The sequence below is a fragment of the Ruegeria sp. HKCCA0370 genome (assembly GCF_013033705.1).
Lineage (GTDB): Bacteria > Pseudomonadota > Alphaproteobacteria > Rhodobacterales > Rhodobacteraceae > Ruegeria.
In genome coordinates, this window is sequence record NZ_WQEP01000001.1 from 229,917 (window position 1) to 255,340 (window position 25,424).

A 25,424-nucleotide genomic window follows, 5' to 3' on the forward strand; every position below is an offset into this window, starting at 1 on the left:
TCAGCCGCCTGTATGGCTCATGTGACGGCTCATCCGGCCATCGACGGCTTGGCGGGAATAGTCGAAGTCATGCCCTTTGGGCTTGAGATTGATCGCAGATCGGATCGCGTCTTCAAGTGGCTGTTCGGTGTCGGTATGATCGCGCAGGGCACCGCGCAGGTCGGCCATGTCTTCCTGACCCAGGCACATGTAAAGTTCGCCCGTGCAGGTTAGGCGGACCCTGTTGCAGCTTTCACAGAAATTGTGCGACAGTGGCGTTATGAAACCGATTTTCTGGCCGGTTTCCTCGAGCCGCACGTAACGGGCTGGGCCACCGCTGCGTTCGGCCAGATCGGTGACCGAATAGCGGTTTTCGTATTCTTTCCGCACGTCCTTGAGCGACCAGTACTGATCCAGGCGGTCTTCGTTTCCTATATCGCCCATGGGCATGACTTCGATCCAGGTCAGATCCATATCCCGCTGGGCGCACCATTCCGTGATTTTGGGAAGTTCGGGCTCGTTGAACCCTTTCAGGGCAACGGCATTTATCTTGATCCGCAGGCCAGCTTTTTGCGCGGCGTCGATTCCGTTCAAAACCTGTTTCAGGCGACCCCAGCGCGTCACCTTGGCAAACTTGTCATCATCCAGAGTGTCCAGCGAGACATTCACCCGACGCACACCGGCCGCATAAAGGTCTTCGGAAAATCGGTGCAGTTGCGAACCGTTGGTTGTCAGCGTCAACTCCTTCAATGCACCGCTGTCCAGATGACGTGTCATCGAATTGAAGAACGTCATGATGTTGCGACGCACCAAAGGCTCACCACCCGTAATGCGCAGCTTTTCGACCCCCATTCTGACGAAGGTCGAACACATCCGGTCCAGCTCCTCCAATGTCAGCAGGTCTTTCTTGGGCAGAAAGGTCATGTTCTCGGACATGCAATACACGCAGCGGAAGTCGCAGCGATCCGTGACGGAGACGCGGAGATACGTGATGGCGCGGGCAAACGGGTCGATTAGCGGAGCTGTCATGCCATATAGGTAAAGCTGGAACATGGCCGCGACAAGGGCGAACTGCGCTTTGCGCTGGAACAGGTGGGCGCAGGGTTGTAGGTTTCCGGCATGAAGAAAATACTTGTTTTGACATGCGTAATGACGGCCGGATGCGACGCCGTGCAGTCAACGACTGACCGAGTGTTCGGCGGGGGCGACGCGCCCGCCCAGACGGTGTCTGACACGGAAACGGGCACAGCAGTTGCCGAAGAGGTGTTGCAACCCGAACCGGTTTCCGCGCGCCCGAACTGGGTTGGGGCGAAGACCACCATCGCCGGGCTTGGGGATCCGACCACTCCGGGGCGCTGGATGCAGACACCGCTGGTAGACAGCGAAGTTACCGCGCGTGTTGTCGTGCCACGGACCGGGGCGCAGGCCTATATCACGTTGGTCCCGGTTTCCGGTCCTGACAGCGGCGGCAGCCGCTTGTCGCTGGACGCCATGAGGGCCCTGTTGGTGCCCTTCGACGAACTTGTCGAGCTTGAGGTCTATGTGAACTGATTTTTCAGGTATTTGCCTGCTTCGCGGCGGGCAAACGGCTTCATGGCCTCACCGTGCTGTTTCAGAAAGGCGATCACGCGTTCCGGGTCATGTTTGGACAGTTCGCGCAGCCACCAGGCGATGGATTTCTGGATGAACCAGTTGCGGTCCGAAACATATCCCGCAGCCCAGCCAAGGATGCGGTCACGGCGGTGCAGATCGTCAGGCTTGGGGTGGTTCTGTTTGGTCCAGGGCAGGGTTGCAACCAAGGCCGCGCGCCGGGTCCACATGTGATCGGATCGGGTCCACAGTTCGACTTCGTCCAACCGTTCGGGATCTGCTGAAAGCCGTTTTTGCATCGCCATGCACGCATGGTCCGCAACGGCCCAGGCATCGAAATCCGGCAGCCAGCTTTGAAGCAAATTCCAAACCGCCGCATCCGGTCGGATGCGTGCCTGAGTCAAAAGCTTGGATGCAGCAAGTCGCCCTTCGTGGATGTTGCTTTGCCATAGCCCGTCCGCCAATGCGACCCGCGCCGGCACGTCCAGTTCTTTCCGCCACGCCTTGGTCAGGTCGTTGAGAACCGGGTTCGCGACGCCCAGATAGATGCGATCCGCCTTGTGGTAACTGGCCATCTGGGTCGCCCGCTCGGGGTCACCATGCGCTTTGATCTGATCGAGATATCCACTCAGCATCGGGCTCACGTCGGTACGCCGGTTGGCTTTCCATCAATCGTATGGCTGTTCCTTTCCACCCAATACGAGCGGATGTCCTCGTCTGATTTTCCATCCACCCATTTCTGCATTGTATCGCGGTCGGATTGGAATTCCATGAAAGGCACGGCATAGCCGCAAGAGGTCTGTACCATGTCGATCGACTGGTCATAGATCTGCCGTGCGCTTCGGTGATTTGGGAATAGGCCGGCAAGGTCGTCCCAGCCATCATCCCCGACATGCAGGCAACGTGCCGTGCCATAGGTGCGCAGGATCATCGGACGTGTGGTGAAGGAACACCACATCAGCGTCATCCTGTTGATCTGCAAAAGATGCCCCGCCGTTTCATTGCCACTGCCGGTCAGGTTCATCCAGACGATGCGGTTCGGCCCCAATACCCGCAGCGAATCCATTCCCTTGGGGGAAATATTGACACGACCTTCGGCCCCAGCGGTGCCGACGAAGAACATGTGCTGATCTTCGATGAACTTTTGATGCGCTTCATCAAGCTGCGGGAACTGCTTGGCCATAATTCACTCCACCGTGACCGACTTGGCCAGATTGCGCGGCTGATCCACATCCGTGCCCTTGGCAACCGCCGTGTGATAGGCCAGCAATTGCGCGGGAACCGAATACAGGATCGGTGCAAGGCTGGTGTGAACATGCGGCATGCGGATGGTGCTCCAGACGCCGTCGCCGGCCTCGTCAATGCCGTCATCATCAGAAACCAGGATCACCTTGCCCTTACGCGCCATCACTTCCTGCATATTCGACACGGTCTTGTCGAACACGGTGTCACGGGGTGCCATGACAACCACGGGCATATGCTTGTCGATCAGGGCGATGGGGCCGTGTTTCAACTCTCCTGACGCATAACCTTCGGCGTGGATATAGCTGATTTCCTTCAGCTTCAGCGCGCCTTCCATTGCCAGCGGATACATCAGGCCACGGCCCAGAAACAGGACGTCGCGCGCCTCGGACAGGCGTTGGGCGGCTTTGCGGATCGCCCGGTTCTGATCGAGTGCGGCGTTCAATACGGTCGGCAACCCGCGCAGCGCGGCGGCATGATCGGCGATGTCCTCATCCGTCATCGTGCCCCGGTCTGCTGCGGCCTTGAGCGCCAGCATCAGCAGCACGCTCAACTGGCAGGTGAAGGCTTTTGTCGACGCCACTCCGATTTCGACACCGGCATGGATCGGCAAGGCGATATCGCTTTCGCGTGCAATCGAGCTTTCGGGCACGTTGACGACCGAAACGATCTTGTCTGCCTTGCCCTCACAATATCGCAACGCGGCCAGCGTGTCGGCGGTTTCGCCCGACTGGCTGACGAAAAGCGCCAGTGTTCGATCCGTGATCGGAGGCTCGCGATAGCGGAACTCGCTGGCGATATCGACCTCGACCGGCATCTTGGCCAGTTGCTCGAACCAGTATTTCGCGGTCAGGCAGGCGTAAAACGCGGTGCCGCAGGCCACCATGGTCAGACGGTCCAGCTTGCTAAAATCCAGATCGGCATCGGGCAGTGCCACGCGGTCACCACCCGTGGGCAGGTAGGACCGGATCGCCTCTGCCACAACGATGGGCTGTTCAGCGATTTCCTTGGCCATGAAATGCTTGTGCTCGCCCTTGTCCGCACGCGTATGATCCAGCTTGATCTTGCGCTTTTCCCGGTTGGCCAGCTCACCGGCTTCGTTGCGGATTTCAAGCGACGTTCGGGTCAGAACCGCGCGGTCGCCTTCTTCCAGATATGTGATCTGGTTGGTCAGAGGCGCCAGGGCGATGGCGTCAGAGCCCACATACATCTCGCCATCCCCATGTCCGATGGCCAGTGGTGATCCCTTGCGGGCCGCCACGATCAGGTCGTCCTCTCCGTCGAACAGAAAGGCCAGCGCAAAGGCGCCCTCCAACTGGTCGATCGTCTTGAACGCGGCCTCAACCGGGGACAGGCCCGAGTTCAGGTGGTGTTCCGTCATGAGGGCAACCGTTTCCGTGTCGGTTTCGGTTTGGAAATCAACGCCATGTTCGGCCAGTTCGGCCCTCAGGTCGCGATAGTTTTCGACGATGCCGTTGTGAACGACGGCCACAGGGCCCGCCTTGTGCGGATGTGCATTGTTGACCGACGGGGCGCCATGCGTGGCCCAGCGGGTATGGCCTATGCCGGATTTTCCGGGAAGAGGATCATGCACCAGAAGGTCGCTGAGGTTGACCAGCTTGCCAACCGCGCGCCGCCGGCCCAATGCGCCGTCGTTGACGGTTGCAATCCCGGCGCTGTCATAGCCGCGATATTCCAGCCGTTTCAGGGCTTCTACCAGAATAGGGGCGGCCTCGTGCTGCCCCAAAACACCTACTATTCCACACATATCTCAGGCCTTTTTATCGCGGCGAGCCTTTTTCGCCTTCAACATATCAAACAATTTGCGCGCATATCCGGGCTTGTTTTCCTGCTTGGCCCGCGCAACAGCCAGCGCATCAGGGTCCACATCCCTGGTCACGACAGTGCCCGTCGCGGTCATCGCGCCGTCGCCCACTGTGACCGGCGCTACCAGCATGGTGTTCGAGCCGACAAAGACATTCTCACCAATCGTGGTCTTGTGCTTCATCACGCCATCATAGTTGCAGGTGATCGTGCCTGCGCCGATGTTGGTCGCAGCGCCAACCGAAGCGTCCCCGATATAGCTGAGGTGATTGACCTTCGCGCCTTCGGCGATTTCGGCATTCTTGATCTCGACAAAATTGCCGACCCGCGTGTTTTCGGCCAGTTCGGCACCGGGGCGCAGGCGAGCGTAGGGGCCGACGACAGCGCCCCGGCTGACATGGCAGCCCTCAAGATGAGAAAAGGCGCGGATCGTTGCGCCGCTTTCGACCGTGACGCCCGGGCCGAACACCACATTCGGTTCGATCACAGTATCGCGCCCGACCACCGTATCCGCGGCCAGATACACCGTGTCAGGCGCCATCAAGGTGACGCCCAGGTCAAGAAGCTCGGCACGGGCGCGTGCCTGAAATACGGCATCGGCGGCCGCCAGATCGGCGCGAGAGTTCACGCCCAGCGTCTGCGCCTCGTCGCACGCGACTGCGGTCACGTTCAGCCCACGGCGGCGCGCAATTTCAACCACGTCGGTCAGATAGTATTCGCCCGAAGCGTTGTCGTTTCCGACCTCGTCGATCAGCGAAAACAGCAGCTGCGCATTGCAGGCCAAAAGCCCTGAGTTGCAGAATGTTATGGATCGTTCTTCATCCGACGCATCCTTGAATTCGACAATGCGTTCCAGCACGTCGCCAGTCATAACCAGCCGGCCATAACGGGCAGGATCGGCTGCTTCAAAGCCAAGAATGACAAGGTCATTCCCGGACCGTGCCTCGATCATCCTTTCCAGCGTGTCGGGCTGCAAGAACGGGGTGTCGCCATAAAGAACAACCACATCACCTTCGAACCCGCTCAATGCGCTTCGGGCCTGGGCGACCGCATGGGCCGTACCCAACTGGTCTTCCTGGACGGTGATCTGCGCCCCTTCATCCTCGGCCCGTGCAACCTTTGCCACAGCTTCGGACCCGTGGCCGGTGACGATCACGGTATGTTCGGGCGACAGGACAGATCCGGCGCGCATCGCATGGATCAGCATCGGAACCTGAGCGATGGGATGCAGAACTTTGGGAAGGTCCGAATTCATCCTGGTGCCTTTTCCGGCGGCAAGGATGACAAGGGCAGTGGTCATGAATTCGTTTTCTCTTTGTGTTTTGTTGCCTTCCGTTTTATCCGCTGAGGTCAAAGGCGCAAGCCGTTCGGCCATCAAACAAGATTGCCGATTGAAACAGGATACGGCGAAAACCTGCCGAGCAAGGGGGCGAAATGCGCACCGTCATCTTCGATCTGGACGGCACTTTGGCGGACACATCCGGCGATTTGCTGGCTGCCGCGAACCATTGTTTCCGCGAGATGGGGCACGGGGATGTCCTGGTCCACGGTGCAGATTCAGGTATAGCGCTGCGAGGTGGACGCATGATGCTGACCCACGGGTTGAAACGTGTCGGGGCCTATGACGAGGATACGGTGCAGGCCTATTACCCGGTTCTTCTTGAGGCCTACGCGCAGGACATCGACACCCACACCAGTTTCTATCCCGGTGCACTACAGGCGGTCGAGGTGCTGAGTGACGCGGGTTACGGTGTGGGCATTTGCACGAACAAACCGGAACATTTGGCCGAATTGTTGCTGACGCGCATGGGGGTGCGGGACCGTTTTGCATCTTTGGTCGGGGCCGATACGCTGCCGGTACGCAAACCGGACCCGGCGCCGTTGCGTGAAGCCGCGCGCCGTGCCGGGGGAGATCCGGACTTGTGCGTACTGGTCGGAGACTCGGATACCGACCGCAATACCGCCAGGGCGGCGGGCGTTCCTTCGGTGCTGGTTACCTTCGGGCCATCGGGGGATGACATGGCGGCGCTGGAACCCGAAGCCCTTCTGCATCATTTTGACGACTTGCCCGGCCTCGTGCCTGATCTGATCGGTGCGGCAGCCTGAAACCTTGACCGGACCCTTTCGGAGCCTCAGAACAAGACCATGACCGACGTATTCTCTGGCAGCTTTACGCAGCAGGAACCCCTTCCGGAAGATGCAATCGAGGCGGCACTGGCCGTTCTGCGCCATGGGCGTCTGCATCGATACAATGTCGTCCCCGGAGAGTTGGGGGAAACGGCCCTGCTGGAGCAGGAATTTGCGGCGCAGATGGGGGCCAAATACTGTCTGGCGGTTTCGTCTGGCGGCTACGCTCTGGCCACGGCCCTGCGTGCGGTAGGCGTGCAACCGGGCGACCCGGTTCTGACCAATGCGTTCACGCTGGCCCCGGTCCCGGGGGCGATTGCCTCGGTCGGAGGGCGGGCAGTTTTTGTCGGAGTGACGGAAGACCTGACCATCGATCTGGATGATCTTGAGGGCAAGCTGGATCAAGCGCGTGTTCTGATGCTCAGCCATATGCGCGGGCATCTGTGTGATATGGACCGGCTGATGCAGATGTGTGACGCGGCCGGGGTGATCGTGATCGAGGATTGCGCACACACGATGGGTGCAGCCTGGCGCGGTCAGTTGTCAGGACGGCAGGGCGCGATCGGGTGTTATTCCTGTCAGACCTACAAGCATGTCAATTCGGGCGAAGGGGGCTTGCTGGTCACCGATGACGAGGAACTGGCGGCAAAGGCTACGATGTTGTCGGGGTCCTACATGTTGTACGAACGCCATCTTGCGGCGCCGGGGCCGGACGTGTTCGAGCGGATCAAATACACCACGCCCAACGTCTCGGGCCGGATGGACAATTTGCGCGCGGCGATCCTGCGCCCGCAATTGCGGGATCTGGACCGACAGGTGGCCCGGTGGAACGAACGTTATCGCGAGATCGAAACCGGGTTGCGGGGTACGTCGGGCCTGACGATCGTCGAACGGCCCGAAGAGGAAACCTATGTCGGGTCTTCGATTCAGTTCCTGCTGCTGGATTGGGCGCCTGAACGGATAGCCGAAGTGATCAGCCGTTGCGCGGCGCGTGGGGTTGAGCTGAAGTGGTTCGGCGGTGCCGAACCGACAGGATTCACGTCGCGCTATGACAGTTGGCGATATTTCGATAGCGAGCGGATGCCTAAAAGTGACCGCGTTCTGGCCGGCGTTATGGATATGCGCGTGCCTTTGACGTTTTCCCTGGAGGATTGTCGATTGATCGCCCGGATCATCCGGGCCGAAGTGAGCGCGGTTTATCAGTCTTGACCAAGCGGAGTGCGCCTGCGGCGCACGCTCGATCTTTTGAAACGCCGCCCTTTTCGGGGCGGTGTTTTCCGTTTTGGACGCGCTGTCACAAAGATTGACCGGCAAAAGATTCGCTGCTAGAGATTTATTGAACACTTGTTCATTAAAGCGGAGGGAAGACGCAGATGTTCATGGCCACGATGAAGTTTGATCTGGGTGAGGATGTGAATGCCCTGCGCGAGATGGTGCATCGCTGGGCGCAGGAGCGTGTCAAGCCGATGGCGGCCGAGATCGACGCCACGAATGCCTTTCCGAACGAGCTGTGGAAAGAAATGGGAGAGCTTGGTCTGCTGGGTGTTACAGTGCCGGAAGAGTACGGCGGTGCAGGCATGTCTTATCTGGCGCATACGATCGCCGTCGAAGAGGTCGCGCGCGCTTCAGCTTCGGTTTCTTTGTCATACGGGGCGCATTCGAACCTGTGCGTGAACCAGATCAAGCTGAACGGCAATGAAGAACAGAAGCAGAAATACCTGCCGCGGCTGATCTCGGGCGAGCATGTGGGGGCGCTGGCCATGTCGGAACCTTCGGCCGGGTCGGATGTGGTGTCGATGAAGCTGCGCGCGGAAAAGCGGAACGACCATTACCGTCTGAACGGTAACAAATACTGGATCACCAACGGGCCGGATGCGGATACTCTGGTGGTTTATGCCAAGACGGACCCCGATGCCGGATCGAAAGGTATTACCGCATTTCTGATCGAAAAAGAGATGAAGGGTTTTTCAACCTCGCCCCATTTCGACAAGCTGGGTATGCGCGGGTCGAACACGGCTGAGCTGATCTTTGAAGACGTCGAGGTGCCGTTCGAGAACGTGTTGGGCGAAGAGGGCAAGGGTGTTGCCGTGCTCATGTCGGGGCTGGATTATGAACGGGTCGTGCTGGCAGGCATCGGGACCGGCATCATGGCCGCCTGTCTTGACGAAGTGATGCCTTATCTGGCTGAACGCAAGCAGTTCGGCAAACCTATCGGCAGCTTTCAGTTGATGCAGGGCAAGATTGCCGACATGTACACCGCGATGAACTCGGCGCGGGCATATGTCTATGAGGTCGCCAAGGCGTGTGACCGCGGTGACGTGACCCGGCAGGATGCCGCAGCGTGCTGCCTTTACGCGTCGGAACAGGCGATGGTTCAGGCCCATCAGGCGGTTCAGGCGCTGGGCGGGGCGGGCTTCCTGTCGGATGCGCCGGTCAGCCGGATTTTCCGGGATGCCAAGCTGATGGAAATCGGCGCAGGCACCAGCGAGATTCGCCGGATGCTGATCGGCCGCGAAATGATGAATGAAATGCTCTGAAAGAAAGAACGCCCTGCGGACGAGGTAACCGCAGGGCGCTTTGGAAACAGGATCAGAACCGATGGACGTAGGAAACACTCACCAGCCAGGGATCGATTTCCGCGGTGCCGATGGGGGCGCCGTTGAGCGAGACGTCCGAGTCAATATCGAACCAGCGCACGTTCAGGCGGATCGCCCCGTTGTCGGTGACCATGTAATCCAGACCGGCCTGCAACGAGACGCCGAAGGAGTCATCGACCTTGATGTTGCCCAGAGGCGATTGCTCGTCGAAGAAGATCGTATAGTTGAGACCGGCGCCGACATAGGGTTTCCAGACGCTGTTGGTCGGGAAGTGATAGTTCAGCGACAAGGTGGGCGGCAGGTGCTTGACCGTGGCCGCGTCCGTACCGCCAAGGGCTACGGTGTGTTTGAACGGGGTCGCAGCCAGAAGCTCGATGCCCAGGTTGTCGCGAATAAAGTACTCGGCGGTGAAAATCGGGCGGGTGTCCGCGTCGATCGTCGCTGCCGCACCGGCCAGCGTGCCGTTGTCGGATTTCGGGTCCAGATAGCCAACACCGATACCCAGCGTCCAGTCCCCTTGCGACTGGGCCAAAGCCGGAGCCGCCAGGGCGACCAACGCGGTAGACAGTGTCAAAGCGGCGAGTTTCTTTGTCATATTCTTGCCTTTGGTTATGTTGATGCTCTTGGTTTCGCAAAGGCGGTGTCCGGCCACTCTGATCTGCATCAAGTTTGCGTGATGTGTCTGCCCAAGGTCAGGTCGCGAAGCATCAGGAAAACAAGGCGAATTCGCGTTGCTGCACGCTGAGCGCATACCGGGTTTGCGCTCAGGAGGAGGCTGGGACATACCGGACCGGCTGAACATGGCGCAGCAATGTCTGAACCATCCAGGTGATCAGGTGGCGCTTATCGATCTGACCGGATCAGGGCAGCGGCTGGTAACCTTTGGGCAACTGGCGCAAATGGCTGATGGGATCGCCCGCGCCCTGCTGGCCCGCGTCCGGCCCGGTGATCGGGTCGGAGTGCTGCTGAGCCAGTCACCCTGGTGTGCGGCAGCTCATCTGGCGATCTGGAAGATCGGCGCGATTTCGGTGCCCTTGTTCAAGTTGTTCAAGCAAGATGCGCTGCGGTCGCGGGCGGGCGATGCAGGCGTTCAGATCGTGCTGACCGATGCTGAAGGAGCGGATCTGCTGGGCAATCTGGCTGAACCTCTTATCGCATCCGAAATTGGCGTGACCGGTCCAGCGCTGCCCTATGCCGCGACAGGGCCCGAGGATCCTGCCGTATTGATCTACACCTCTGGTACAACCGGCAGCCCGAAAGGCGCGCTGCACGGGTATCGGGTTCTGACCGGGCATTTACCGGGTGTCTCGATCAGCCATAATCATCTGCGCGAAGGTGACTGCTTGTGGACCCCGGCGGATTGGGCTTGGATCGGCGGGTTGTTCGATGTGCTGATGCCGGGCCTTGCGCTGGGAATCCCGGTTGTCGCGGCGCGGCTTGAGAAGTTCACCCCAGAAGCCTGCGCCGAGATCATTGCGCGGGGCGGGGTGCGGAATGTGTTCTTTCCGCCGACCGCCCTGCGGATGCTCAAGGCGGCGGATCAGGCGATCCCCGGTTTGCGCTCGGTCGCGTCCGGGGGTGAGCCGCTGGGGGCCGAGATGCTGGCCTGGGGCCAAGGTGCGTTTGGTCTGACGATCAACGAATTCTACGGCCAGACCGAATGCAACATGGTCGTATCCTCCTGCGCCGAGGATTTCCCTGTTCAACCCGGCTGTATCGGCAAGCCGGTGCCCGGGCATGAAGTCGCGGTGATCGACGATGACGGCATCCCGACCAGCGAGGAAGGCGATGTCGCCATCCGGCGGGGTTCGGCCTCGATGCTGCTGGAATACTGGAACAATCCGCAAGCGACGGCCGAGAAGTTCCGGGGTGATTGGCTGATCACCGGAGATCGTGGCGTGTGGGAAGGCGACTATCTGCGCTTTATCGGTCGGGATGATGACGTGATCACCTCGGCGGGTTACCGCATTGGCCCGGCCGAGATCGAGGATTGCCTGCTGACCCATCCGGCGGTGGCCACCGTGGGCGTGGTCGGCAAGCCCGACCCGCTGCGGACCGAGATCGTGAAGGCGTATGTGGTGTTGAAACCGGGGGCCGAGGCCACGGGTGCCGAGTTGCAGGATTGGGTCAAGGACCGTCTGGCGCATTATTCCTATCCGCGTGAGGTGACGTTTCTGGAGGAACTGCCGATGACCGTGACCGGGAAGGTGATCCGGAAAGAACTGAAGGCCCGGGCGGCGGGGGAGGTACAAGCATGACTTGGGTCACCTTTGGCGAGGGCACGCGACGCTTGAAATCGCAAGAAGCGCTGGATGATGCATCTAGCGCAATTTACAAATGGGCTTACGGCCCAATTCAGCCGGGTGGCGAGTCCAGAGTGATGTACATTTCAGCGGTAACTCTGCTGCGAGTTTTTGGTCACGTATTACATAAAGTAGATTGCAATAAATTTCCCGAAATTGGGGCCGAAGTCGAAAGACGATTTCAAAGGTGGAAGAAGGGCGAAGGTCGAGATCTCATTTTTGCCGAGTTCATCGAGAAAGAGAGAAACCTAATTCTGAAAGAGTACGCGCCTAATTGGTCTCCAGATAACGAAGTGGAACTCAAGTGGAGAACTTTGCCAGCCGGGCCGTACGCATCAGAAGAATCAAAGCAGTTTTCGGCTGCGCTATTCAAAGGTTTGGAAGGTAGAACAATGAAAGCGATACTAATGCCGACGGGACCGTTTGCGGGTTGGTCTTTTGATGAACTTTTGTCCGAAGCTGCAAGTTGGTGGATGCAGCAACTTTTTGAAATTGAATTACTTTTGGAGGATGCATGAAACTCACATCCAAAGCCATGCCCGCATCTGAGGGCTTCAAGACAAACCGCGCCGCTCATCTTGAAGCGCTGGCGCAGATCTCTGCCGCCGCCGAAGCGGCCCGCATGGGCGGTGGTGAGAAATCCCGCGCGCGGCATGAATCCCGCGGCAAGATGCTCCCCCGCCGAAGGGTGGCGAACCTGCTTGATCCGGGGTCTCCGTTCCTCGAAATCGGGGCGACGGCGGCGCATGGGATGTATGGCGATGTCGCGCCCTGTGCTGGCGTCATCGCGGGCATTGGACTTGTGCAGGGGCAGCAGGTCATGGTGGTCTGCAACGACGCCACCGTGAAGGGCGGCACCTATTACCCGATGACGGTCAAAAAACACCTGCGGGCGCAGGAGATTGCCGAGGAAAACCATCTGCCCTGCATCTATCTGGTCGACAGCGGTGGCGCGAACCTGCCCAATCAGGATGAGGTCTTTCCCGACCGCGATCACTTTGGCCGCATCTTCTACAACCAAGCGCGGATGAGCGCGAAGGGGATCGCTCAGATCGCCGTGGTCATGGGGTCATGCACGGCCGGTGGCGCCTATGTGCCGGCGATGTCGGATGTGACGATCATCGTCAAAGAACAGGGCACGATCTTTCTGGCCGGCCCGCCTCTGGTCAAGGCGGCGACGGGCGAGGTCGTCAGCGCCGAAGATCTGGGCGGCGGCGATGTGCACACGCGCCTGTCCGGCGTGGCCGATTATCTGGCCGAGGATGATGCGCACGCGCTGGCCTTGGCCCGTCGGGCGGTTGGGTCACTCAATCGCCGCAAGCCGCAGACGGTGGACTGGGCCAGCCCCGAAGATCCGGCCTATGACCCCGAGGAAATCCTGGGCGTTGTCCCTGCTGATCTGCGCACGCCCTATGACATCCGTGAAGTGATTGCGCGTCTGGTCGATGGGTCTCGGTTCGACGAATTCAAACCGCGCTTCGGCGAAACGCTGGTCACGGGGTTTGCCCATGTCAAAGGCTGCCCGGTGGGGATCATCGCCAACAACGGCGTGCTGTTTTCCGAGGCGGCGCAGAAGGGTGCCCATTTCGTCGAGCTGTGTTCGCAACGCAAAATCCCGCTTGTGTTCCTGCAAAACATCACCGGGTTCATGGTCGGTCGCAAATACGAAAACGAAGGCATCGCGCGGCATGGGGCCAAGATGGTTACGGCGGTGGCCACGACGTCGGTGCCCAAGATCACGATGCTGGTCGGCGGCTCGTTCGGGGCCGGGAACTATGGCATGGCCGGTCGTGCCTATCAGCCCCGGTTCCTGTGGACCTGGCCGAATTCGCGCATTTCGGTGATGGGCGGCGAGCAGGCCGCTGGCGTTCTAGCCACCGTCAAACGCGACGGGATAGAACGGCAGGGTGGCACGTGGTCCGCCGAAGAAGAGGCCGAGTTCAAACGCCCGACGCTGGATATGTTCGAGGAACAGTCGCATCCGCTCTATGCCTCGGCGCGGCTGTGGGATGACGGCATCATTGACCCGCGCAAAAGCCGCGATGTGCTGGCCCTGTCGCTCAGCGCCGCGCTGAATGCCCCGATCGAGGAGACACGTTTCGGCGTGTTCAGGATGTGAGATGAGCGAGAGTTTGAAAGACATAATAGCCCGCTATCCGGGTGCACAAACCTTCAAATTCGGCGACAACCCCGTGCTGAGTTCAGAGCTTCTGGCCTTGGTCCGTTCTGGCCGTAAAACAGCGACCTGCGACGCGCTCAGAAACTATCCTGATGACAGCCTTGAGATGCCCAAGTCCGGTCGCCGCGATATTGCGCTGAACTGGGATGACACTCCGGCGTTGGTCATTGAAACCGTTGATGTTTCGATCCAGCGTTACTGCGATGTGACCGAGGAATTCGCCTTGGCGGAAGGTGAAAATGAAACGCTTGAAGGATGGCGGGAAGATCATCGTCGATATTTCCAGCGAAACGGCGGCTTTGATCCTGAGATGAAACTCGTGTGCGAACGGTTCCGTCTAGTCGAAGATCTGGCAGTGGAAGGGTGAAAGACATGTTCAACAAAATCCTGATTGCCAACCGGGGCGAGATCGCCTGCCGGGTGATGGAGACGGCTCAGAAGATGGGCGTGTCCTGCGTTGCTGTCTATTCCGATGCGGACGCGGCGGCAAAGCATGTGCAAATGGCGGACGAGGCGGTTCATATTGGCGGCCCCGCCCCGGCGGACAGCTATTTGAAGGGCGACGTCATCATTCAGGCCGCGCTGGATACCGGTGCACAGGCGATCCATCCGGGGTATGGCTTTCTGTCCGAGAACCCCGATTTCGTGGATGCCGTGCAGGCGGCGGGGCTGACGTTCATCGGCCCTTCGGCGGATGCGATCCGCAAGATGGGCCTCAAGGACGCGGCCAAGGTTCTGATGGAGAAGGCCGGCGTTCCGGTCGTACCCGGCTATCACGGCGACAATCAGGACCCCGAGCATCTGGCCGGTGCGGCGGATGCGATCGGCTATCCGGTTCTGATCAAGGCCGTCGCGGGCGGCGGCGGCAAGGGGATGCGCCTTGTTGAACGCCTTGAGGATTTCGCGACCGCGCTCGACAGCGCGCGGGGCGAGGCCCGGACCGCCTTCGGCAATGATGCCGTGCTGGTCGAAAAATTCGTGGCCAAACCCCGCCATATCGAAGTGCAGGTGTTCGGCGATGGTACCCATGCCGTTCATCTGTTTGAAAGGGACTGCTCGTTGCAGCGCCGCCATCAGAAGGTGATCGAAGAAGCCCCCGCCCCGGGCATGACGTCTGAAATGCGCGAGGCTATGGGGCAGGCCGGCGTGCGCGCCGCCGAGGCGATCGGCTATAAAGGCGCGGGCACGGTCGAATTCATCGTCGATGCCTCGGACGGGCTGCGCCCCGACAGATTCTGGTTCATGGAAATGAACACGCGCCTTCAGGTGGAGCACCCGGTGACAGAGGCCATCACGGGGATCGATCTGGTCGAGTGGCAGCTTCGCGTGGCCGCAGGCGAGAACCTTCCCAAGAAACAGGATGATCTTGCGATCTCTGGCCATGCCTTCGAGGCCCGTCTTTATGCCGAGGATGTGCCGAAAGGGTTCCTGCCCGCGACGGGAACGCTGACTCATCTGGTTTTCCCCGACAATTGTCGCGCCGATAGCGGCGTTCGCGCCGGGGACACGATCAGCCCGTGGTATGACCCGATGATCGCCAAGGTGGTGGTGCATGGATCGACGCGTGCCGTTGCGCTTGAGACGTTGAACCGGGTGCTGCAACAGACCGAAGTTGCGGGTACTGTTACCAATCTGGCCTTTCTGGGCGCGTTGACGCGTCACGAAGGATTTGCCTCGGGCGATGTCGATACGGGTCTGATCGGGCGGGACCTTGAAACGTTGGTGCAGGAACCCGAGCCGTCGGATGTTACTGCGGTCGCGGCTGCGATGACGGCATTGGATCTGGTGGATGTCGATCCGGAAACCGGGTTTTCGCTATGGGCGCCGCTGCATCGTGCCGTGCAATTGTCCCGTCGCGACGACGTGCTGGATCTGGACGTGCAGGTCGATGGGCCGGATCGCCAGATTTGGCAGGTTGGCGAAAACCGCGTCGTTGCGGAACGCACCGCCGGGCGCTGGATGTTGAACGGCACGCCGATGCCTCGCGTTGCCGCACATAACGGGACCCTGACGGTTTTCACCGATTACGGTCAGAGCTTCGACGTCATCGATCCGCTGGACCGGGATACCAGCGCGACCGGCGACACCAATGTGATCGAGGCGCCTATGCCCGGTCTGGTCAAAGCCGTCTTTGCCACAGCGGGACAAACCGTACAGAAAGGCGATCGTCTGGCCATTTTGGAAGCGATGAAGATGGAGCATTCGCTGCTTGCGGCGCGGGACGGGATCGTTGCCGAAGTGCTGGTCGAGGATGGTTCGCAGGTCGAAGCCGGGGCTGCTCTGGTGAGGTTGGAGGACGAAGCTTGATCTGTACCCGCGCAACGCGGCGTGCCAAGGTCAGACGATATTTGCTTGAAACGACGACAATCCAGAAGGGGGGCGGACATGGGTGAGCTGGTCGAAATCTATGAGGTCGGGCCGCGCGACGGGCTGCAAAACGAAAAGCGCGAAATACCGGTCGCGGACAAGATCGCCCTGATCGACTGTCTCAGCCGTGCGGGGTTTCGCCGGATCGAAGTTGCAAGCTTCGTGTCCCCGAAATGGGTGCCGCAGATGGCGGGTTCCGCTCAGGTGCTGGGGGGGATCACGCGTGCGAATGGGGTGCGCTATGCCGCGCTGACGCCGAACATGCATGGCTATGGCGACGCGCTGGCGGCCAAGGCGGACGAGATCGCCGTGTTCGCCTCGGCCTCCGAAGGGTTCTCGAAGGCCAATATCAATGCCTCCATCGCCGAGTCGATCGAGCGGTTCACGCCGATTCTGGAGGCGGCGCGCCATATCGACCTGCCGGTTCGTGGCTATGTCTCATGCGTGACGGATTGCCCATACGACGGTCCGACGCCGCCGGAAAAAGTGGCTGAGGTTGCTGATCGGCTTTTTGCGCTGGGCTGTTACGAGGTTTCGCTGGGCGACACGATTGGGCAGGGAACTCCGGACAAGGTCGCGCATATGCTTCTGGCGGTGCGCGAAAGGGTTCCGGTGACGCGGCTGGCGGGGCATTTCCATGACACCAACGGGCGCGCGATCGACAACATCGATGCGGCATTGGCGCTGGGCGTGCGGGTGTTCGACGCGGCCGTGGGCGGGTTGGGCGGTTGCCCCTACGCACCGGGTGCGGCCGGAAACGTGGCCACCGAGGACGTTGCGGCACATTTGCAGCGGCTGGGATACGAAACCGGGCTGGATATCGACGTCATTGAAGAGGCCGCGCGGATGGCCAGGGCTTTGAGGGGCTGACATGTTTGAAACGATCACGATCTCGACGGATATGCGTGGTGTCGCGACGCTCACCCTGAACCGGCCGGAAAAACACAATGCCATGTCGGGGCAGATGATCACGGAATTGACCGAGGCCGCATCGCAACTTGGTCAGGATGACGCGGTCCGGGCGGTCGTTCTGGCCGCAGCGGGCAAGACGTTCTGTGCCGGCGGCGATCTGGGGTGGATGCAGGACCAGATGGCGGCCGACAAAAAAACGCGTTTTGTCGAGGCGCGCAAGCTGGCCGAGATGTTGCAGGCTCTGAACACGATGCCAAAGCCCCTGATCGGGGCGTTGCAGGGCAATGCCTTTGGGGGCGGGGTAGGCATGGCGGCCGTGTGCGATGTGGCGATCGGGGTCGACAGTCTGAAGATGGGGCTGACCGAAACGCGCCTGGGGCTGATCCCTGCAACAATTGGCCCCTATGTCATCGCCCGCATGGGCGAAGCCCGCGCGCGCCGGGTGTTCATGTCTGCCCGTTTGTTCGATGCGTCCGAGGCCGTTGATCTGGGCCTGCTGGCGAAAACCGTTTCGGCAGATCGGCTTTTGGACGCGGTTGAGGACGAAATTCGCCCCTATTTGTCTTGCGCGCCCGGGGCGGTTGCCTCTGCCAAGGCGCTGGTACGCGCTCTGGGTCCGCGCATCGACGATGCCGCGATCGATCAGACCATAGGCGAACTGGTCGAACGCTGGGAAACGCAAGAGGCACGCGAAGGGATCGCGGCGTTTTTTGAAAAACGAAAACCTGCATGGAATAAGTAGGTTTTACCAGGTTCCGCCAAGCCAAAGTCAAACGCAGGTGCTGCGATTCTATGCCGCGCTGTCAAACGCAGGTTTGATCGCGAAGGGGGCTGTGTTCGGTTGACCCTCTGACCCCGCAGAGATAGAGAATGTCCAGTCAACACGCCAATTGACGGCGCACCCGACAAGACATGTGCGCAGGAAAGGAGCTATTCGTGGAAGACCTGCTGCGGGAGTACCTCCCGATTCTGGTGTTTCTGGCCGTTGCCGTGGGCCTTGGGATCGTCTTGATTCTGGCCGCCGTCGTACTGGCCGTCCGCAATCCCGACCCCGAAAAGGTCAGCGCATATGAATGTGGTTTCAATGCCTTCGACGATGCGCGGATGAAATTCGACGTCCGATTCTATCTGGTTTCGATTCTGTTCATCATCTTCGATCTAGAGATCGCTTTCCTGTTTCCCTGGGCCGTGGGCTTCAGAGACATCAGCGATGTCGGGTTCTGGTCCATGATGGTGTTCCTGGGTGTTCTGACCATCGGCTTTGCCTATGAATGGAAGAAAGGGGCGCTGGAATGGGAGTGATGACAGGTGCCAACACTGCCGGTGTCGACAAGGAAGTCGCCACTCAGGCCCTGAACGCCGAGTTGCAGGACAAGGGTTTCCTGCTGACCTCGACCGAAGACATCATCAATTGGGCTCGGACCGGTTCGTTGCACTGGATGACCTTTGGCCTGGCCTGCTGCGCGGTTGAGATGATGCATACCTCGATGCCACGTTATGATGCGGAACGGTTCGGCATCGCGCCCCGGGCGTCTCCGCGCCAGTCGGACGTGATGATCGTGGCGGGAACGCTGACCAACAAGATGGCCCCCGCGCTGCGTAAAGTTTACGACCAGATGCCCGAGCCGCGCTATGTGATCTCGATGGGCTCCTGCGCGAATGGCGGGGGGTATTACCACTATTCCTATTCCGTCGTGCGTGGCTGTGACCGGGTTGTTCCGGTGGACATCTACGTGCCCGGCTGCCCTCCGACTGCTGAGGCACTGCTTTACGGTCTGATGCAGCTGCAGCGCAAAATCCGCCGCACGGGAACGATTGTGCGATGAGTGATCCGGTTGTCAGGCGCTGGGAGGCTGTGGTTGCCCGAGAAGATGTTGCCGAGTGGGTCGGTACTTTTCGGACACGTGCGCTCCCCGGCATGCGCGCCGTGGATGGGTTTGAAAGCGTGTCCTTCCTCGTCCGGCGCGATCAGGATCCCTGCCAAGTCATGGTACTGACCAAATGGCGTGACATGGCCGCTGTTGCGAATTATGCGGGCGAGAACGTCGCAAAGACGGTTATGCCCGACTTTATGGCGAAGTTTTTCAAATCTTACGACGCAGAAGCTACGTTCTATGACGAAGTTTTGCAGGAGGGCCGCAATGAGTGAAGCACTCAAAGAACTCGGCGCACAGCTGGAGCTGAAACGGTCTGATTGTGTTCTGTCGTGGGATGTGACCCATGGCGAACTGAACGTGGACGTGGCACCGTCGAATCTCGTGGAATTCATTGAGTTCCTGAAATCTGATCGCAGCTGCCAGTTTTCGACCCTTGTGGACATCACTGGCGTGGATTACCCCGAGCGCGCCAAACGGTTCGACGTGGTGTACCATTTCCTGTCGATGTACCAGAACCAGCGTATCCGGCTGCGGGTCTCGATCCGTGAAGACGACATGGTGCCGTCAATCGTTGACGTGCACCCCTCGGCCAATTGGTTCGAGCGTGAGGTGTTCGACATGTTCGGCATCCTGTTCTCGGGCCATCCGGACCTGCGGCGCATCCTGACCGACTATGGGTTCCGTGGTTACCCACTGCGCAAGGATTTCCCGACCACCGGCTATACCGAAGTGCGCTATGACGAGGCGCAAAAGCGCGTGGTCTACGAGCCGGTCAGCCTGGTGCAGGAATACCGTCAGTTTGATTTCATGTCCCCGTGGGAGGGTGCGAACTACATTCTGCCGGGGGATGAAAAACAGGAGACTGAATAATGGGTGGCATCTGGTGGCTGATCCTGTCTGCGCTGACCATCATTCCGATGGTGAAGATATTGCCGTTCTTCGGGATCAACAAATACTGGTGCCTGCTGTGTCTGGTTCCCTTTGGCACGATCGCCTTGCTGTGGTGGGTCGGGCTGAAACTGCAAGAGTTGGAGCGCCGCTGAGATGATGGGTGAGTTGATCATTCTGGGCGCGTTGGGGGTTCTTCTGGCCGGGGCCGCAGCCAAAGCGGCCGAGGCGGAAAAGGTTCGGGTTCGGGCCGATGCGAAAAAGAAACGAGGGCGTTGATGGACGGCTCAAGATACGATGACGGCAGCACGGACGCGCTGAGCGGAGAACAGAAGATCCGCAATTTCAACATTAACTTCGGCCCGCAACACCCTGCGGCGCACGGGGTTCTGCGCCTTGTGCTGGAACTCGACGGTGAGATCGTCGAACGGTGCGACCCGCATATCGGCCTGCTGCACCGCGGCACCGAAAAGCTGATGGAAAGCCGGACCTATCTGCAAAACCTGCCGTATTTCGATCGTCTGGATTACGTGGCGCCGATGAACCAGGAACATGCCTGGTGTCTGGCCATCGAAAAGCTGACCGGGGTTGAAGTGCCGCGTCGGGGTTCGCTGATCCGGGTTCTGTATTCCGAGATCGGCCGCATCCTGAACCACCTGCTGAACGTGACCACGCAGGCTATGGATGTGGGCGCGCTGACCCCGCCGCTCTGGGGTTTTGAAGAGCGTGAAAAGCTGATGGTGTTCTACGAGCGTGCCTGCGGCGCCCGTCTGCACGCGGCCTATTTCCGCCCCGGTGGTGTGCATCAGGACCTGCCGCCGGAACTGCTGGACGATATCGAGGCCTGGAGCCACGAATTCCCCGCCGTTTTGGACGACATTGACGGTCTACTGACCGAAAACCGCATCTTCAAACAGCGCAACGCCGATATTGGTGTCGTGACCGAAGATGACATTCAGAAATACGGTTTCTCGGGCGTGATGGTGCGCGGATCCGGGCTGGCATGGGATTTGCGCCGCGCGCAGCCCTATGAATGCTATGACGAGTTCGAATTCCAGATCCCCGTCGGCAAAAACGGCGACTGCTATGACCGTTATCTTGTCCGCATGGAAGAGATGCGCCAGTCGCTGTCGATCATCCAGCAGGCCATCGTCAAAATCCGCGACTGCCCCGGCGACGTTCTGGCGCGCGGCAAGATCACCCCGCCGAAAAGATCAGACATGAAGACCTCAATGGAAAGCCTGATCCATCACTTCAAGCTGTATACCGAAGGCTTTCACGTCCCCGCAGGTGAGGTCTATGCCGCGGTCGAAGCCCCCAAGGGCGAGTTCGGCGTCTATCTGGTCGCCGACGGCACCAACAAGCCCTACCGCGCCAAGCTGCGCGCGCCCGGTTTCCTGCACCTGCAAGCCATGGACCACGTCGCCAAAGGCCACCAGCTGGCCGACGTCGCCGCCATCATCGGCACCATGGATGTCGTATTTGGAGAGATTGACCGCTAATGCTCCGCCGTCTTCATCCCGAACAACCCGAAAGCTTTGCCTTCACCGCTGCCAACCAGCAATGGGCCGAAGCGCAGATCACCAAATACCCCGAAGGCCGCCAGGCCAGCGCGGTCATTCCGCTGCTGTGGCGCGCGCAAGAGCAGGAGGGCTGGCTGAGCCGCCCGGCGATTGAGTCCATCGCCGACATGCTGGGCATGGCCTATATCCGCGTGCTCGAGGTTGCGTCCTTCTACTTCATGTTCCAGCTGCAACCAGTTGGATCTGTGGCGCATATTCAGGTCTGCGGCACGACGTCCTGCATGATCTGCGGGGCCGAAGATCTGATCGCGGTCTGCAAGGAAAAGATCGCCGCGAAACCGCATGAACTTTCTGCCGATGGCAAGCTGAGCTGGGAAGAGGTCGAATGCCTCGGTTCCTGCACCAACGCGCCGATGGCGCAGATCGGCAAGGATTACTACGAGGATCTGACCGCCGAGAGCTTTGGCAAGATCCTCGACGATCTGGTGGCGGGCAAGGTGCCGACGCCCGGCCCTCAGAACGGGCGTTACGCGGCCGAGCCGTTGAAAGGGCTTTCCAGCCTGTCCGAATATGAAGCCGGCAAGCCGAAATACAACGCAAGTGTTGAACTGGCGACAGAGCTTGGAGACACGGTCAAGCGTATCGACGGAACCGAAGTTCCGATCCTGACACCTTGGCTTGGCAAGAATGGCAAAGCCGAAGCTTCCGGTTCCGCTCCTCAACCGCCGAAAAAGCTGGAGCCCGGCAAGACGGCGGCACAACAGAGTGGAACCAAAAAATCGACCCATACCGAACCGGCATCTCCAGAGGGCGCTGCGGCAAAGACGGATGGCCAGGACGTTCAGGAGACCCAGCCTAACACTCTAACCGCGGCACGCGACGGCAAGGCCGATGACCTGAAACTGTTGAAAGGCGTCGGCCCCAAGCTGGAAGAAACGCTGAACGAGCTTGGTTTCTATCACTACGACCAGATCGCGGCCTGGACGCCCGAACATGTGGCCTGGGTCGATTCGCGATTGAAATTCAAAGGCCGGATCGAACGCGATGGCTGGATCGAGCAGGCGGCCAAGCTTGCTGCCGGTGAGGAAACCGAATTCGCCAAACGTGCCAAATCCGAGGGCACATACGAAGACTAGACGGATGCCCGTTCCGGGCTTCGGGGGAAGATGGACAAGGACAAGGAACAAGCCATAGCCCGCAAGGGCCGACATATCGGGGTGGTCATCGCCGTGACCATGCTGATCTGGCTTGCGATGAACCTGTTCATTGGTCCCGCGCTGGGTTTGACAACCCGGCATGCGCTGCTGTTTGATTTCGCCGCTCTGGCGGGTTTCATCTATGCGGGCGTCAACATTTTTCAACTCTGGCGCATGCGTCAGGACAGCTGAAGGTAACACGCGATGCTGAAGGATCAGGACCGGATCTTTACCAACATCTACGGGATGCATGAACGCACGCTGAAAGGTGCGCAGGCCCGCGGGCATTGGGACGGCACTGCTGGCCTGATTGAAAAAGGGCGCGACTGGATCATCCAGACGATGAAGGATTCCGGGCTGCGCGGACGCGGCGGCGCGGGTTTCCCGACTGGTCTCAAATGGTCGTTCATGCCCAAGGAAAGCGACGGACGCCCTTCCTATCTGGTGGTCAACGCGGACGAATCCGAACCCGGCACCTGCAAAGACCGCGAGATCATGCGCCATGATCCGCATACGCTGATCGAGGGCTGCCTGATCGCGTCTTTCGCCATGAACGCCCACACCTGCTACATCTATCTGCGCGGTGAGTACATCCGCGAACGCGAGGCGTTGCAGGCCGCGATTGACGAGGCCTATGACGCGGGTCTTCTGGGCAAGAACGCCGCCGGCTCGGGCTGGGATTTCGACCTGTTTCTGCACCACGGGGCAGGCGCCTATATCTGTGGCGAGGAAACCGCGCTGATTGAAAGCCTCGAAGGTAAAAAGGGCATGCCGCGGATGAAGCCGCCGTTCCCCGCAGGTGCGGGCTTGTATGGCTGCCCGACGACCGTGAACAACGTCGAATCCATCGCTGTCGTGCCTACGATCCTGCGCCGTGGGGCGGATTGGTTCGCAGGTTTCGGCCGCCAGAACAACGCGGGCACCAAACTGTTTGCGATCTCGGGTCACGTCAACAACCCCTGCGTGGTCGAAGAGGCGATGTCGATTTCCTTCGAGGAGCTGATCGAGACCCATTGCGGCGGCATTCGCGGCGGCTGGGACAATCTGCTGGCCGTGATCCCCGGTGGATCCTCGGTTCCGTGTGTGCGCGGTGAGAACATGCGCGACGCGATCATGGATTTCGATTATCTGCGCAACGATCTGGGCTCGGGGCTTGGAACGGCGGCGGTGATCGTGATGGACAAGTCCACCGACATCATTAAGGCGATCTGGCGCTTGTCGAAATTCTACAAACACGAAAGCTGCGGCCAGTGCACGCCCTGCCGCGAAGGCACCGGCTGGATGATGCGGGTCATGGACCGCTTGGTGCGCGGCGAGGCCGAGCTGGAAGAGATCGACATGCTGTTTGATGTGACCAAACAGGTGGAAGGTCACACGATCTGCGCCCTTGGCGATGCGGCCGCCTGGCCGATCCAGGGCCTGATCCGGAATTTCCGCGAAGAAATCGAAGATCGCATCAAGGCTCAGAAATCGGGCCGTATGGGTGCGATGGCGGCGGAGTGATCGGGATGGACATGTTCGCAGAATACAGCCGCGCGATTTCATCTGTTGTGCTTTTCACGCTGGTGGTTCTGTTTCTGGCCCCGTTTTCAGCGCTGGCCAAGCAGGGCAAGGGCCTCGCGCCTGGGGCAACCCCTGAGCAGGACTATTCTGATCAGGCCTATCGACTGAACCGGGCCTATCTGAACGGAACGGAAACGCTTCCGGCGTTTGTGGCTGTTGTGACTGCGGCGGTATTGCTGGGCGCCAGCCCGTTCTGGGTCAATCTGCTGGCGTCTGTCGCTTTGGTCGCGCGGTTGGTGATGCTGGTGGTGCACATCAAAGGCATAGGCAAACCGAACAGTGGCCTTCGGTCCGTGCTGTATGTATTGGGCTGGGCCTGCATGTTTGTGATTGGGCTTATGGCATTGGTGGCGGCGTTGTGATGACGTCCCGGCAGATGAGAACACGAAGAGGGATAGTATGAAGGCCCGAAAAACCCTTGTAGTCCTGCTGGCACTGGCAAGCGTGTCCGCCTGCGGCATCATCAAGCCGTCGGAAGATCGTATTCTGTTCGATGGAAAGGCGTTCAAGGCAAAGGCGAAGGCGGTCGACAAGAAAGCATCGCCAACGGACTTTACCGTTGTGGTAAAGGGTGCGTCCGCATCGCTGGACGGCGCGCGTGAGGCCGGCCGACACGAAGGAACCAAGTTTTGCGTGCAGAATTTCGGGTCTTCGCGGATCGACTGGAAAGTGGGGCCGGACACTGAACCGCAGAACCTGCGCATCAGTGATGATCAATTGACCTTTGCGGGAAAATGCCAACGGCCATGACGCGCGGTTTTGCATATCACGACACGGATTGCCGGCCGCTATTGCCTAGCAAGACCGGACCGGTTCGTTTTGGTGCGTCCAAAACGAAGGGAAGATCCATGTCTTTTGCCAAAACACTCACCCTGGCTGTCTTGATCACATTGCCTGCCGTCGCAAATGCGAAGCCGCCCTTGAGGGATGTCAAAGAGATCGACGACGAACTCTATTACATCGCCATCGCAAATGAAATTTCGGAATATTGCCCCTCGATCAGCGGGCGTCGATTGAAAGCGATCAGTGTGATGTGGGGGCTGCGGTCCAAGGCGAACAAGCTGGGGTATTCGGATACCGAAATCCGCTCTTACGTCGAATCGGATGCTGAAAAGGACCGGATGCGCGCCAAGGGCGAGGCGTATCTGGCTTCGAATGGCGTGACCTATGACAACCCCAACACATTCTGCACTCTGGGGCAGAAGGAAATCCAAAGAAACAGCGCCATTGGCGTTTATTTGAGGGCGAATTGAAAGC

29 protein-coding genes are annotated in these 25,424 nt (G+C 59.7%); 23 read left to right on the plus strand and 6 right to left on the minus strand.

Translation table 11 applies throughout. From position 1 onward, the window contains the following. Complete coding sequence (gene moaA, locus GOW31_RS01135) at nt 1-1,008, minus strand: GTP 3',8-cyclase MoaA (RefSeq protein ID WP_171116477.1); 1,008 nt, start codon at nt 1,006-1,008, stop codon at nt 1-3. A gap of 90 nt (nt 1,009-1,098) precedes the next feature. Here moaA and GOW31_RS01140 point away from each other — a divergent pair, with 90 nt between their 5' ends. Then, complete coding sequence (locus GOW31_RS01140; protein ID WP_171115003.1) at nt 1,099-1,530, plus strand: hypothetical protein; 432 nt, start codon at nt 1,099-1,101, stop codon at nt 1,528-1,530. Here the strand turns inward: GOW31_RS01140 and GOW31_RS01145 are convergent. Genes GOW31_RS01145 through glmU form a run of 4 tightly spaced genes read right to left on the minus strand, consistent with a single transcriptional unit; the run spans nt 1,518 to nt 5,935 of the window. Further along, nucleotides 1,518-2,204 (minus strand): DNA alkylation repair protein, encoded by a 687-nt coding sequence (locus GOW31_RS01145; RefSeq protein ID WP_171168612.1) that lies wholly within the window; start codon nt 2,202-2,204, stop codon nt 1,518-1,520. The two genes, GOW31_RS01140 and GOW31_RS01145, sit on opposite strands and share 13 nt — an antisense overlap. A 5-nt stretch (nt 2,205-2,209) precedes the next feature. After that, on the minus strand, nt 2,210-2,752 hold the full coding sequence (locus tag GOW31_RS01150) for a pyridoxamine 5'-phosphate oxidase family protein (protein ID WP_171167297.1): 543 nt from the start codon (nt 2,750-2,752) through the stop codon (nt 2,210-2,212). Between the two features lie 3 nt (nt 2,753-2,755). Beyond that, entirely contained in the window at nt 2,756-4,579 is a 1,824-nt protein-coding gene (glmS, locus tag GOW31_RS01155) for a glutamine--fructose-6-phosphate transaminase (isomerizing) (RefSeq protein WP_171167300.1), read from the minus strand. A 3-nt stretch (nt 4,580-4,582) separates the two neighbouring features. Then, complete coding sequence (glmU, locus tag GOW31_RS01160; RefSeq protein WP_171115008.1) at nt 4,583-5,935, minus strand: bifunctional UDP-N-acetylglucosamine diphosphorylase/glucosamine-1-phosphate N-acetyltransferase GlmU; 1,353 nt, start codon at nt 5,933-5,935, stop codon at nt 4,583-4,585. Nucleotides 5,936-6,069: 134 nt separating this feature from the next. On the opposite strand from glmU, the gene GOW31_RS01165 reads away from it, so the two are divergent. The 3 genes from GOW31_RS01165 to GOW31_RS01175 all read left to right on the plus strand — a co-directional run bounded on the left by GOW31_RS01165 (nt 6,070) and on the right by GOW31_RS01175 (nt 9,299). Then, on the plus strand, nt 6,070-6,741 hold the full coding sequence (locus tag GOW31_RS01165; protein ID WP_171167301.1) for an HAD-IA family hydrolase: 672 nt from the start codon (nt 6,070-6,072) through the stop codon (nt 6,739-6,741). 39 nt (nt 6,742-6,780) lie between these two features. Beyond that, nucleotides 6,781-7,971, plus strand: a complete 1,191-nt coding sequence (locus GOW31_RS01170; protein WP_171167302.1) for a DegT/DnrJ/EryC1/StrS aminotransferase family protein — start codon at nt 6,781-6,783, stop codon at nt 7,969-7,971. A gap of 164 nt (nt 7,972-8,135) precedes the next feature. Beyond that, on the plus strand, nt 8,136-9,299 hold the full coding sequence (locus GOW31_RS01175) for an isovaleryl-CoA dehydrogenase (RefSeq protein ID WP_171115013.1): 1,164 nt from the start codon (nt 8,136-8,138) through the stop codon (nt 9,297-9,299). Nucleotides 9,300-9,351: 52 nt separating this feature from the next. Here the strand turns inward: GOW31_RS01175 and GOW31_RS01180 are convergent, their stop codons facing one another. Beyond that, a complete protein-coding gene (locus GOW31_RS01180) occupies nt 9,352-9,954 on the minus strand; it encodes an OmpW family protein (protein ID WP_171167303.1) in 603 nt (200 codons plus the stop codon). Nucleotides 9,955-10,090: 136 nt separating this feature from the next. Here GOW31_RS01180 and GOW31_RS01185 point away from each other — a divergent pair, with 136 nt between their 5' ends. The 19 genes from GOW31_RS01185 (at nt 10,091) to GOW31_RS01275 (ending at nt 25,420) form a co-directional block, all read left to right on the plus strand. Beyond that, the gene (locus tag GOW31_RS01185) at nt 10,091-11,617 is read left to right on the plus strand and encodes an AMP-binding protein (RefSeq protein WP_171167304.1); all 1,527 of its coding nucleotides are present in this window, start codon (nt 10,091-10,093) and stop codon (nt 11,615-11,617) included. Beyond that, complete coding sequence (locus GOW31_RS01190) at nt 11,614-12,180, plus strand: hypothetical protein (RefSeq protein ID WP_171167305.1); 567 nt, start codon at nt 11,614-11,616, stop codon at nt 12,178-12,180. Before GOW31_RS01185 ends, GOW31_RS01190 begins: the two co-directional genes overlap by 4 nt. Next, complete coding sequence (locus GOW31_RS01195) at nt 12,177-13,781, plus strand: carboxyl transferase domain-containing protein (RefSeq protein ID WP_171167306.1); 1,605 nt, start codon at nt 12,177-12,179, stop codon at nt 13,779-13,781. Before GOW31_RS01190 ends, GOW31_RS01195 begins: the two co-directional genes overlap by 4 nt. Nucleotide 13,782: 1 nt before the next feature. Continuing rightward, nucleotides 13,783-14,208, plus strand: a complete 426-nt coding sequence (locus tag GOW31_RS01200) for an ASCH domain-containing protein (RefSeq protein WP_171167307.1) — start codon at nt 13,783-13,785, stop codon at nt 14,206-14,208. A gap of 5 nt (nt 14,209-14,213) precedes the next feature. Next, nucleotides 14,214-16,148, plus strand: a complete 1,935-nt coding sequence (locus tag GOW31_RS01205; RefSeq protein ID WP_171167308.1) for an acetyl/propionyl/methylcrotonyl-CoA carboxylase subunit alpha — start codon at nt 14,214-14,216, stop codon at nt 16,146-16,148. A gap of 78 nt (nt 16,149-16,226) precedes the next feature. Then, nucleotides 16,227-17,078 (plus strand): hydroxymethylglutaryl-CoA lyase, encoded by an 852-nt coding sequence (locus GOW31_RS01210; RefSeq protein ID WP_171167309.1) that lies wholly within the window; start codon nt 16,227-16,229, stop codon nt 17,076-17,078. A 1-nt stretch (nt 17,079) separates the two neighbouring features. Then, nucleotides 17,080-17,862: a crotonase/enoyl-CoA hydratase family protein gene (locus GOW31_RS01215; RefSeq protein WP_171167310.1), complete on the plus strand. Its 783-nt coding sequence runs from the start codon at nt 17,080-17,082 to the stop codon at nt 17,860-17,862. A gap of 194 nt (nt 17,863-18,056) precedes the next feature. Then, nucleotides 18,057-18,422, plus strand: coding sequence for an NADH-quinone oxidoreductase subunit A (locus GOW31_RS01220; RefSeq protein ID WP_068335558.1), 366 nt, complete (start codon nt 18,057-18,059; stop codon nt 18,420-18,422). Next, nucleotides 18,413-18,946, plus strand: coding sequence for an NADH-quinone oxidoreductase subunit B family protein (locus GOW31_RS01225; RefSeq protein WP_010442777.1), 534 nt, complete (start codon nt 18,413-18,415; stop codon nt 18,944-18,946). The genes GOW31_RS01220 and GOW31_RS01225 overlap by 10 nt, the downstream gene beginning before the upstream one ends. Beyond that, nucleotides 18,943-19,269, plus strand: a complete 327-nt coding sequence (locus GOW31_RS01230; RefSeq protein ID WP_171167311.1) for an antibiotic biosynthesis monooxygenase — start codon at nt 18,943-18,945, stop codon at nt 19,267-19,269. Before GOW31_RS01225 ends, GOW31_RS01230 begins: the two co-directional genes overlap by 4 nt. Continuing rightward, nucleotides 19,262-19,867: an NADH-quinone oxidoreductase subunit C gene (locus GOW31_RS01235; RefSeq protein WP_171115033.1), complete on the plus strand. Its 606-nt coding sequence runs from the start codon at nt 19,262-19,264 to the stop codon at nt 19,865-19,867. The genes GOW31_RS01230 and GOW31_RS01235 overlap by 8 nt, the downstream gene beginning before the upstream one ends. Further along, nucleotides 19,867-20,040, plus strand: a complete 174-nt coding sequence (locus tag GOW31_RS01240; protein WP_010442775.1) for a hypothetical protein — start codon at nt 19,867-19,869, stop codon at nt 20,038-20,040. Before GOW31_RS01235 ends, GOW31_RS01240 begins: the two co-directional genes overlap by 1 nt. A gap of 123 nt (nt 20,041-20,163) precedes the next feature. Next, the gene (locus GOW31_RS01245) at nt 20,164-21,387 is read left to right on the plus strand and encodes an NADH-quinone oxidoreductase subunit D (RefSeq protein WP_171167312.1); all 1,224 of its coding nucleotides are present in this window, start codon (nt 20,164-20,166) and stop codon (nt 21,385-21,387) included. Then, nucleotides 21,387-22,544, plus strand: coding sequence for an NADH-quinone oxidoreductase subunit E (locus tag GOW31_RS01250; protein WP_171167313.1), 1,158 nt, complete (start codon nt 21,387-21,389; stop codon nt 22,542-22,544). The genes GOW31_RS01245 and GOW31_RS01250 overlap by 1 nt, the downstream gene beginning before the upstream one ends. A 30-nt stretch (nt 22,545-22,574) precedes the next feature. Further along, nucleotides 22,575-22,796: a DUF5337 domain-containing protein gene (locus GOW31_RS01255; protein ID WP_171115038.1), complete on the plus strand. Its 222-nt coding sequence runs from the start codon at nt 22,575-22,577 to the stop codon at nt 22,794-22,796. 12 nt (nt 22,797-22,808) lie between these two features. Continuing rightward, nucleotides 22,809-24,107, plus strand: a complete 1,299-nt coding sequence (gene nuoF / locus GOW31_RS01260; protein ID WP_152458587.1) for an NADH-quinone oxidoreductase subunit NuoF — start codon at nt 22,809-22,811, stop codon at nt 24,105-24,107. Between the two features lie 5 nt (nt 24,108-24,112). After that, nucleotides 24,113-24,529, plus strand: a complete 417-nt coding sequence (locus tag GOW31_RS01265; protein WP_171167315.1) for an MAPEG family protein — start codon at nt 24,113-24,115, stop codon at nt 24,527-24,529. A 37-nt stretch (nt 24,530-24,566) separates the two neighbouring features. Then, nucleotides 24,567-24,917, plus strand: a complete 351-nt coding sequence (locus tag GOW31_RS01270; RefSeq protein ID WP_171167317.1) for a hypothetical protein — start codon at nt 24,567-24,569, stop codon at nt 24,915-24,917. 98 nt (nt 24,918-25,015) lie between these two features. After that, the gene (locus tag GOW31_RS01275) at nt 25,016-25,420 is read left to right on the plus strand and encodes a DUF5333 domain-containing protein (RefSeq protein ID WP_171167319.1); all 405 of its coding nucleotides are present in this window, start codon (nt 25,016-25,018) and stop codon (nt 25,418-25,420) included. The last annotated feature ends 4 nt before the right edge of the window (nt 25,421-25,424 follow it).

What these genes read in the sequence shown, in the direction of transcription:
- moaA (WP_171116477.1), bottom strand. Translation starts at nt 1,008, where the DNA reads ATGACAGCTCCGCTAATCGACCCGTTTGCCCGCGCCATCACGTATCTC.
- GOW31_RS01140 (WP_171115003.1), top strand. Translation starts at nt 1,099, where the DNA reads ATGAAGAAAATACTTGTTTTGACATGCGTAATGACGGCCGGATGCGAC.
- GOW31_RS01145 (WP_171168612.1), bottom strand. Translation starts at nt 2,204, where the DNA reads ATGCTGAGTGGATATCTCGATCAGATCAAAGCGCATGGTGACCCCGAG.
- GOW31_RS01150 (WP_171167297.1), bottom strand. Translation starts at nt 2,752, where the DNA reads ATGGCCAAGCAGTTCCCGCAGCTTGATGAAGCGCATCAAAAGTTCATC.
- glmS (WP_171167300.1), bottom strand. Translation starts at nt 4,579, where the DNA reads ATGTGTGGAATAGTAGGTGTTTTGGGGCAGCACGAGGCCGCCCCTATT.
- glmU (WP_171115008.1), bottom strand. Translation starts at nt 5,935, where the DNA reads ATGACCACTGCCCTTGTCATCCTTGCCGCCGGAAAAGGCACCAGGATG.
- GOW31_RS01165 (WP_171167301.1), top strand. Translation starts at nt 6,070, where the DNA reads ATGCGCACCGTCATCTTCGATCTGGACGGCACTTTGGCGGACACATCC.
- GOW31_RS01170 (WP_171167302.1), top strand. Translation starts at nt 6,781, where the DNA reads ATGACCGACGTATTCTCTGGCAGCTTTACGCAGCAGGAACCCCTTCCG.
- GOW31_RS01175 (WP_171115013.1), top strand. Translation starts at nt 8,136, where the DNA reads ATGTTCATGGCCACGATGAAGTTTGATCTGGGTGAGGATGTGAATGCC.
- GOW31_RS01180 (WP_171167303.1), bottom strand. Translation starts at nt 9,954, where the DNA reads ATGACAAAGAAACTCGCCGCTTTGACACTGTCTACCGCGTTGGTCGCC.
- GOW31_RS01190 (WP_171167305.1), top strand. Translation starts at nt 11,614, where the DNA reads ATGACTTGGGTCACCTTTGGCGAGGGCACGCGACGCTTGAAATCGCAA.
- GOW31_RS01195 (WP_171167306.1), top strand. Translation starts at nt 12,177, where the DNA reads ATGAAACTCACATCCAAAGCCATGCCCGCATCTGAGGGCTTCAAGACA.
- GOW31_RS01200 (WP_171167307.1), top strand. Translation starts at nt 13,783, where the DNA reads ATGAGCGAGAGTTTGAAAGACATAATAGCCCGCTATCCGGGTGCACAA.
- GOW31_RS01205 (WP_171167308.1), top strand. Translation starts at nt 14,214, where the DNA reads ATGTTCAACAAAATCCTGATTGCCAACCGGGGCGAGATCGCCTGCCGG.
- GOW31_RS01210 (WP_171167309.1), top strand. Translation starts at nt 16,227, where the DNA reads ATGGGTGAGCTGGTCGAAATCTATGAGGTCGGGCCGCGCGACGGGCTG.
- GOW31_RS01215 (WP_171167310.1), top strand. Translation starts at nt 17,080, where the DNA reads ATGTTTGAAACGATCACGATCTCGACGGATATGCGTGGTGTCGCGACG.
- GOW31_RS01225 (WP_010442777.1), top strand. Translation starts at nt 18,413, where the DNA reads ATGGGAGTGATGACAGGTGCCAACACTGCCGGTGTCGACAAGGAAGTC.
- GOW31_RS01230 (WP_171167311.1), top strand. Translation starts at nt 18,943, where the DNA reads ATGAGTGATCCGGTTGTCAGGCGCTGGGAGGCTGTGGTTGCCCGAGAA.
- GOW31_RS01235 (WP_171115033.1), top strand. Translation starts at nt 19,262, where the DNA reads ATGAGTGAAGCACTCAAAGAACTCGGCGCACAGCTGGAGCTGAAACGG.
- GOW31_RS01240 (WP_010442775.1), top strand. Translation starts at nt 19,867, where the DNA reads ATGGGTGGCATCTGGTGGCTGATCCTGTCTGCGCTGACCATCATTCCG.
- GOW31_RS01245 (WP_171167312.1), top strand. Translation starts at nt 20,164, where the DNA reads ATGGACGGCTCAAGATACGATGACGGCAGCACGGACGCGCTGAGCGGA.
- GOW31_RS01250 (WP_171167313.1), top strand. Translation starts at nt 21,387, where the DNA reads ATGCTCCGCCGTCTTCATCCCGAACAACCCGAAAGCTTTGCCTTCACC.
- GOW31_RS01255 (WP_171115038.1), top strand. Translation starts at nt 22,575, where the DNA reads ATGGACAAGGACAAGGAACAAGCCATAGCCCGCAAGGGCCGACATATC.
- nuoF (WP_152458587.1), top strand. Translation starts at nt 22,809, where the DNA reads ATGCTGAAGGATCAGGACCGGATCTTTACCAACATCTACGGGATGCAT.
- GOW31_RS01265 (WP_171167315.1), top strand. Translation starts at nt 24,113, where the DNA reads ATGGACATGTTCGCAGAATACAGCCGCGCGATTTCATCTGTTGTGCTT.
- GOW31_RS01270 (WP_171167317.1), top strand. Translation starts at nt 24,567, where the DNA reads ATGAAGGCCCGAAAAACCCTTGTAGTCCTGCTGGCACTGGCAAGCGTG.
- GOW31_RS01275 (WP_171167319.1), top strand. Translation starts at nt 25,016, where the DNA reads ATGTCTTTTGCCAAAACACTCACCCTGGCTGTCTTGATCACATTGCCT.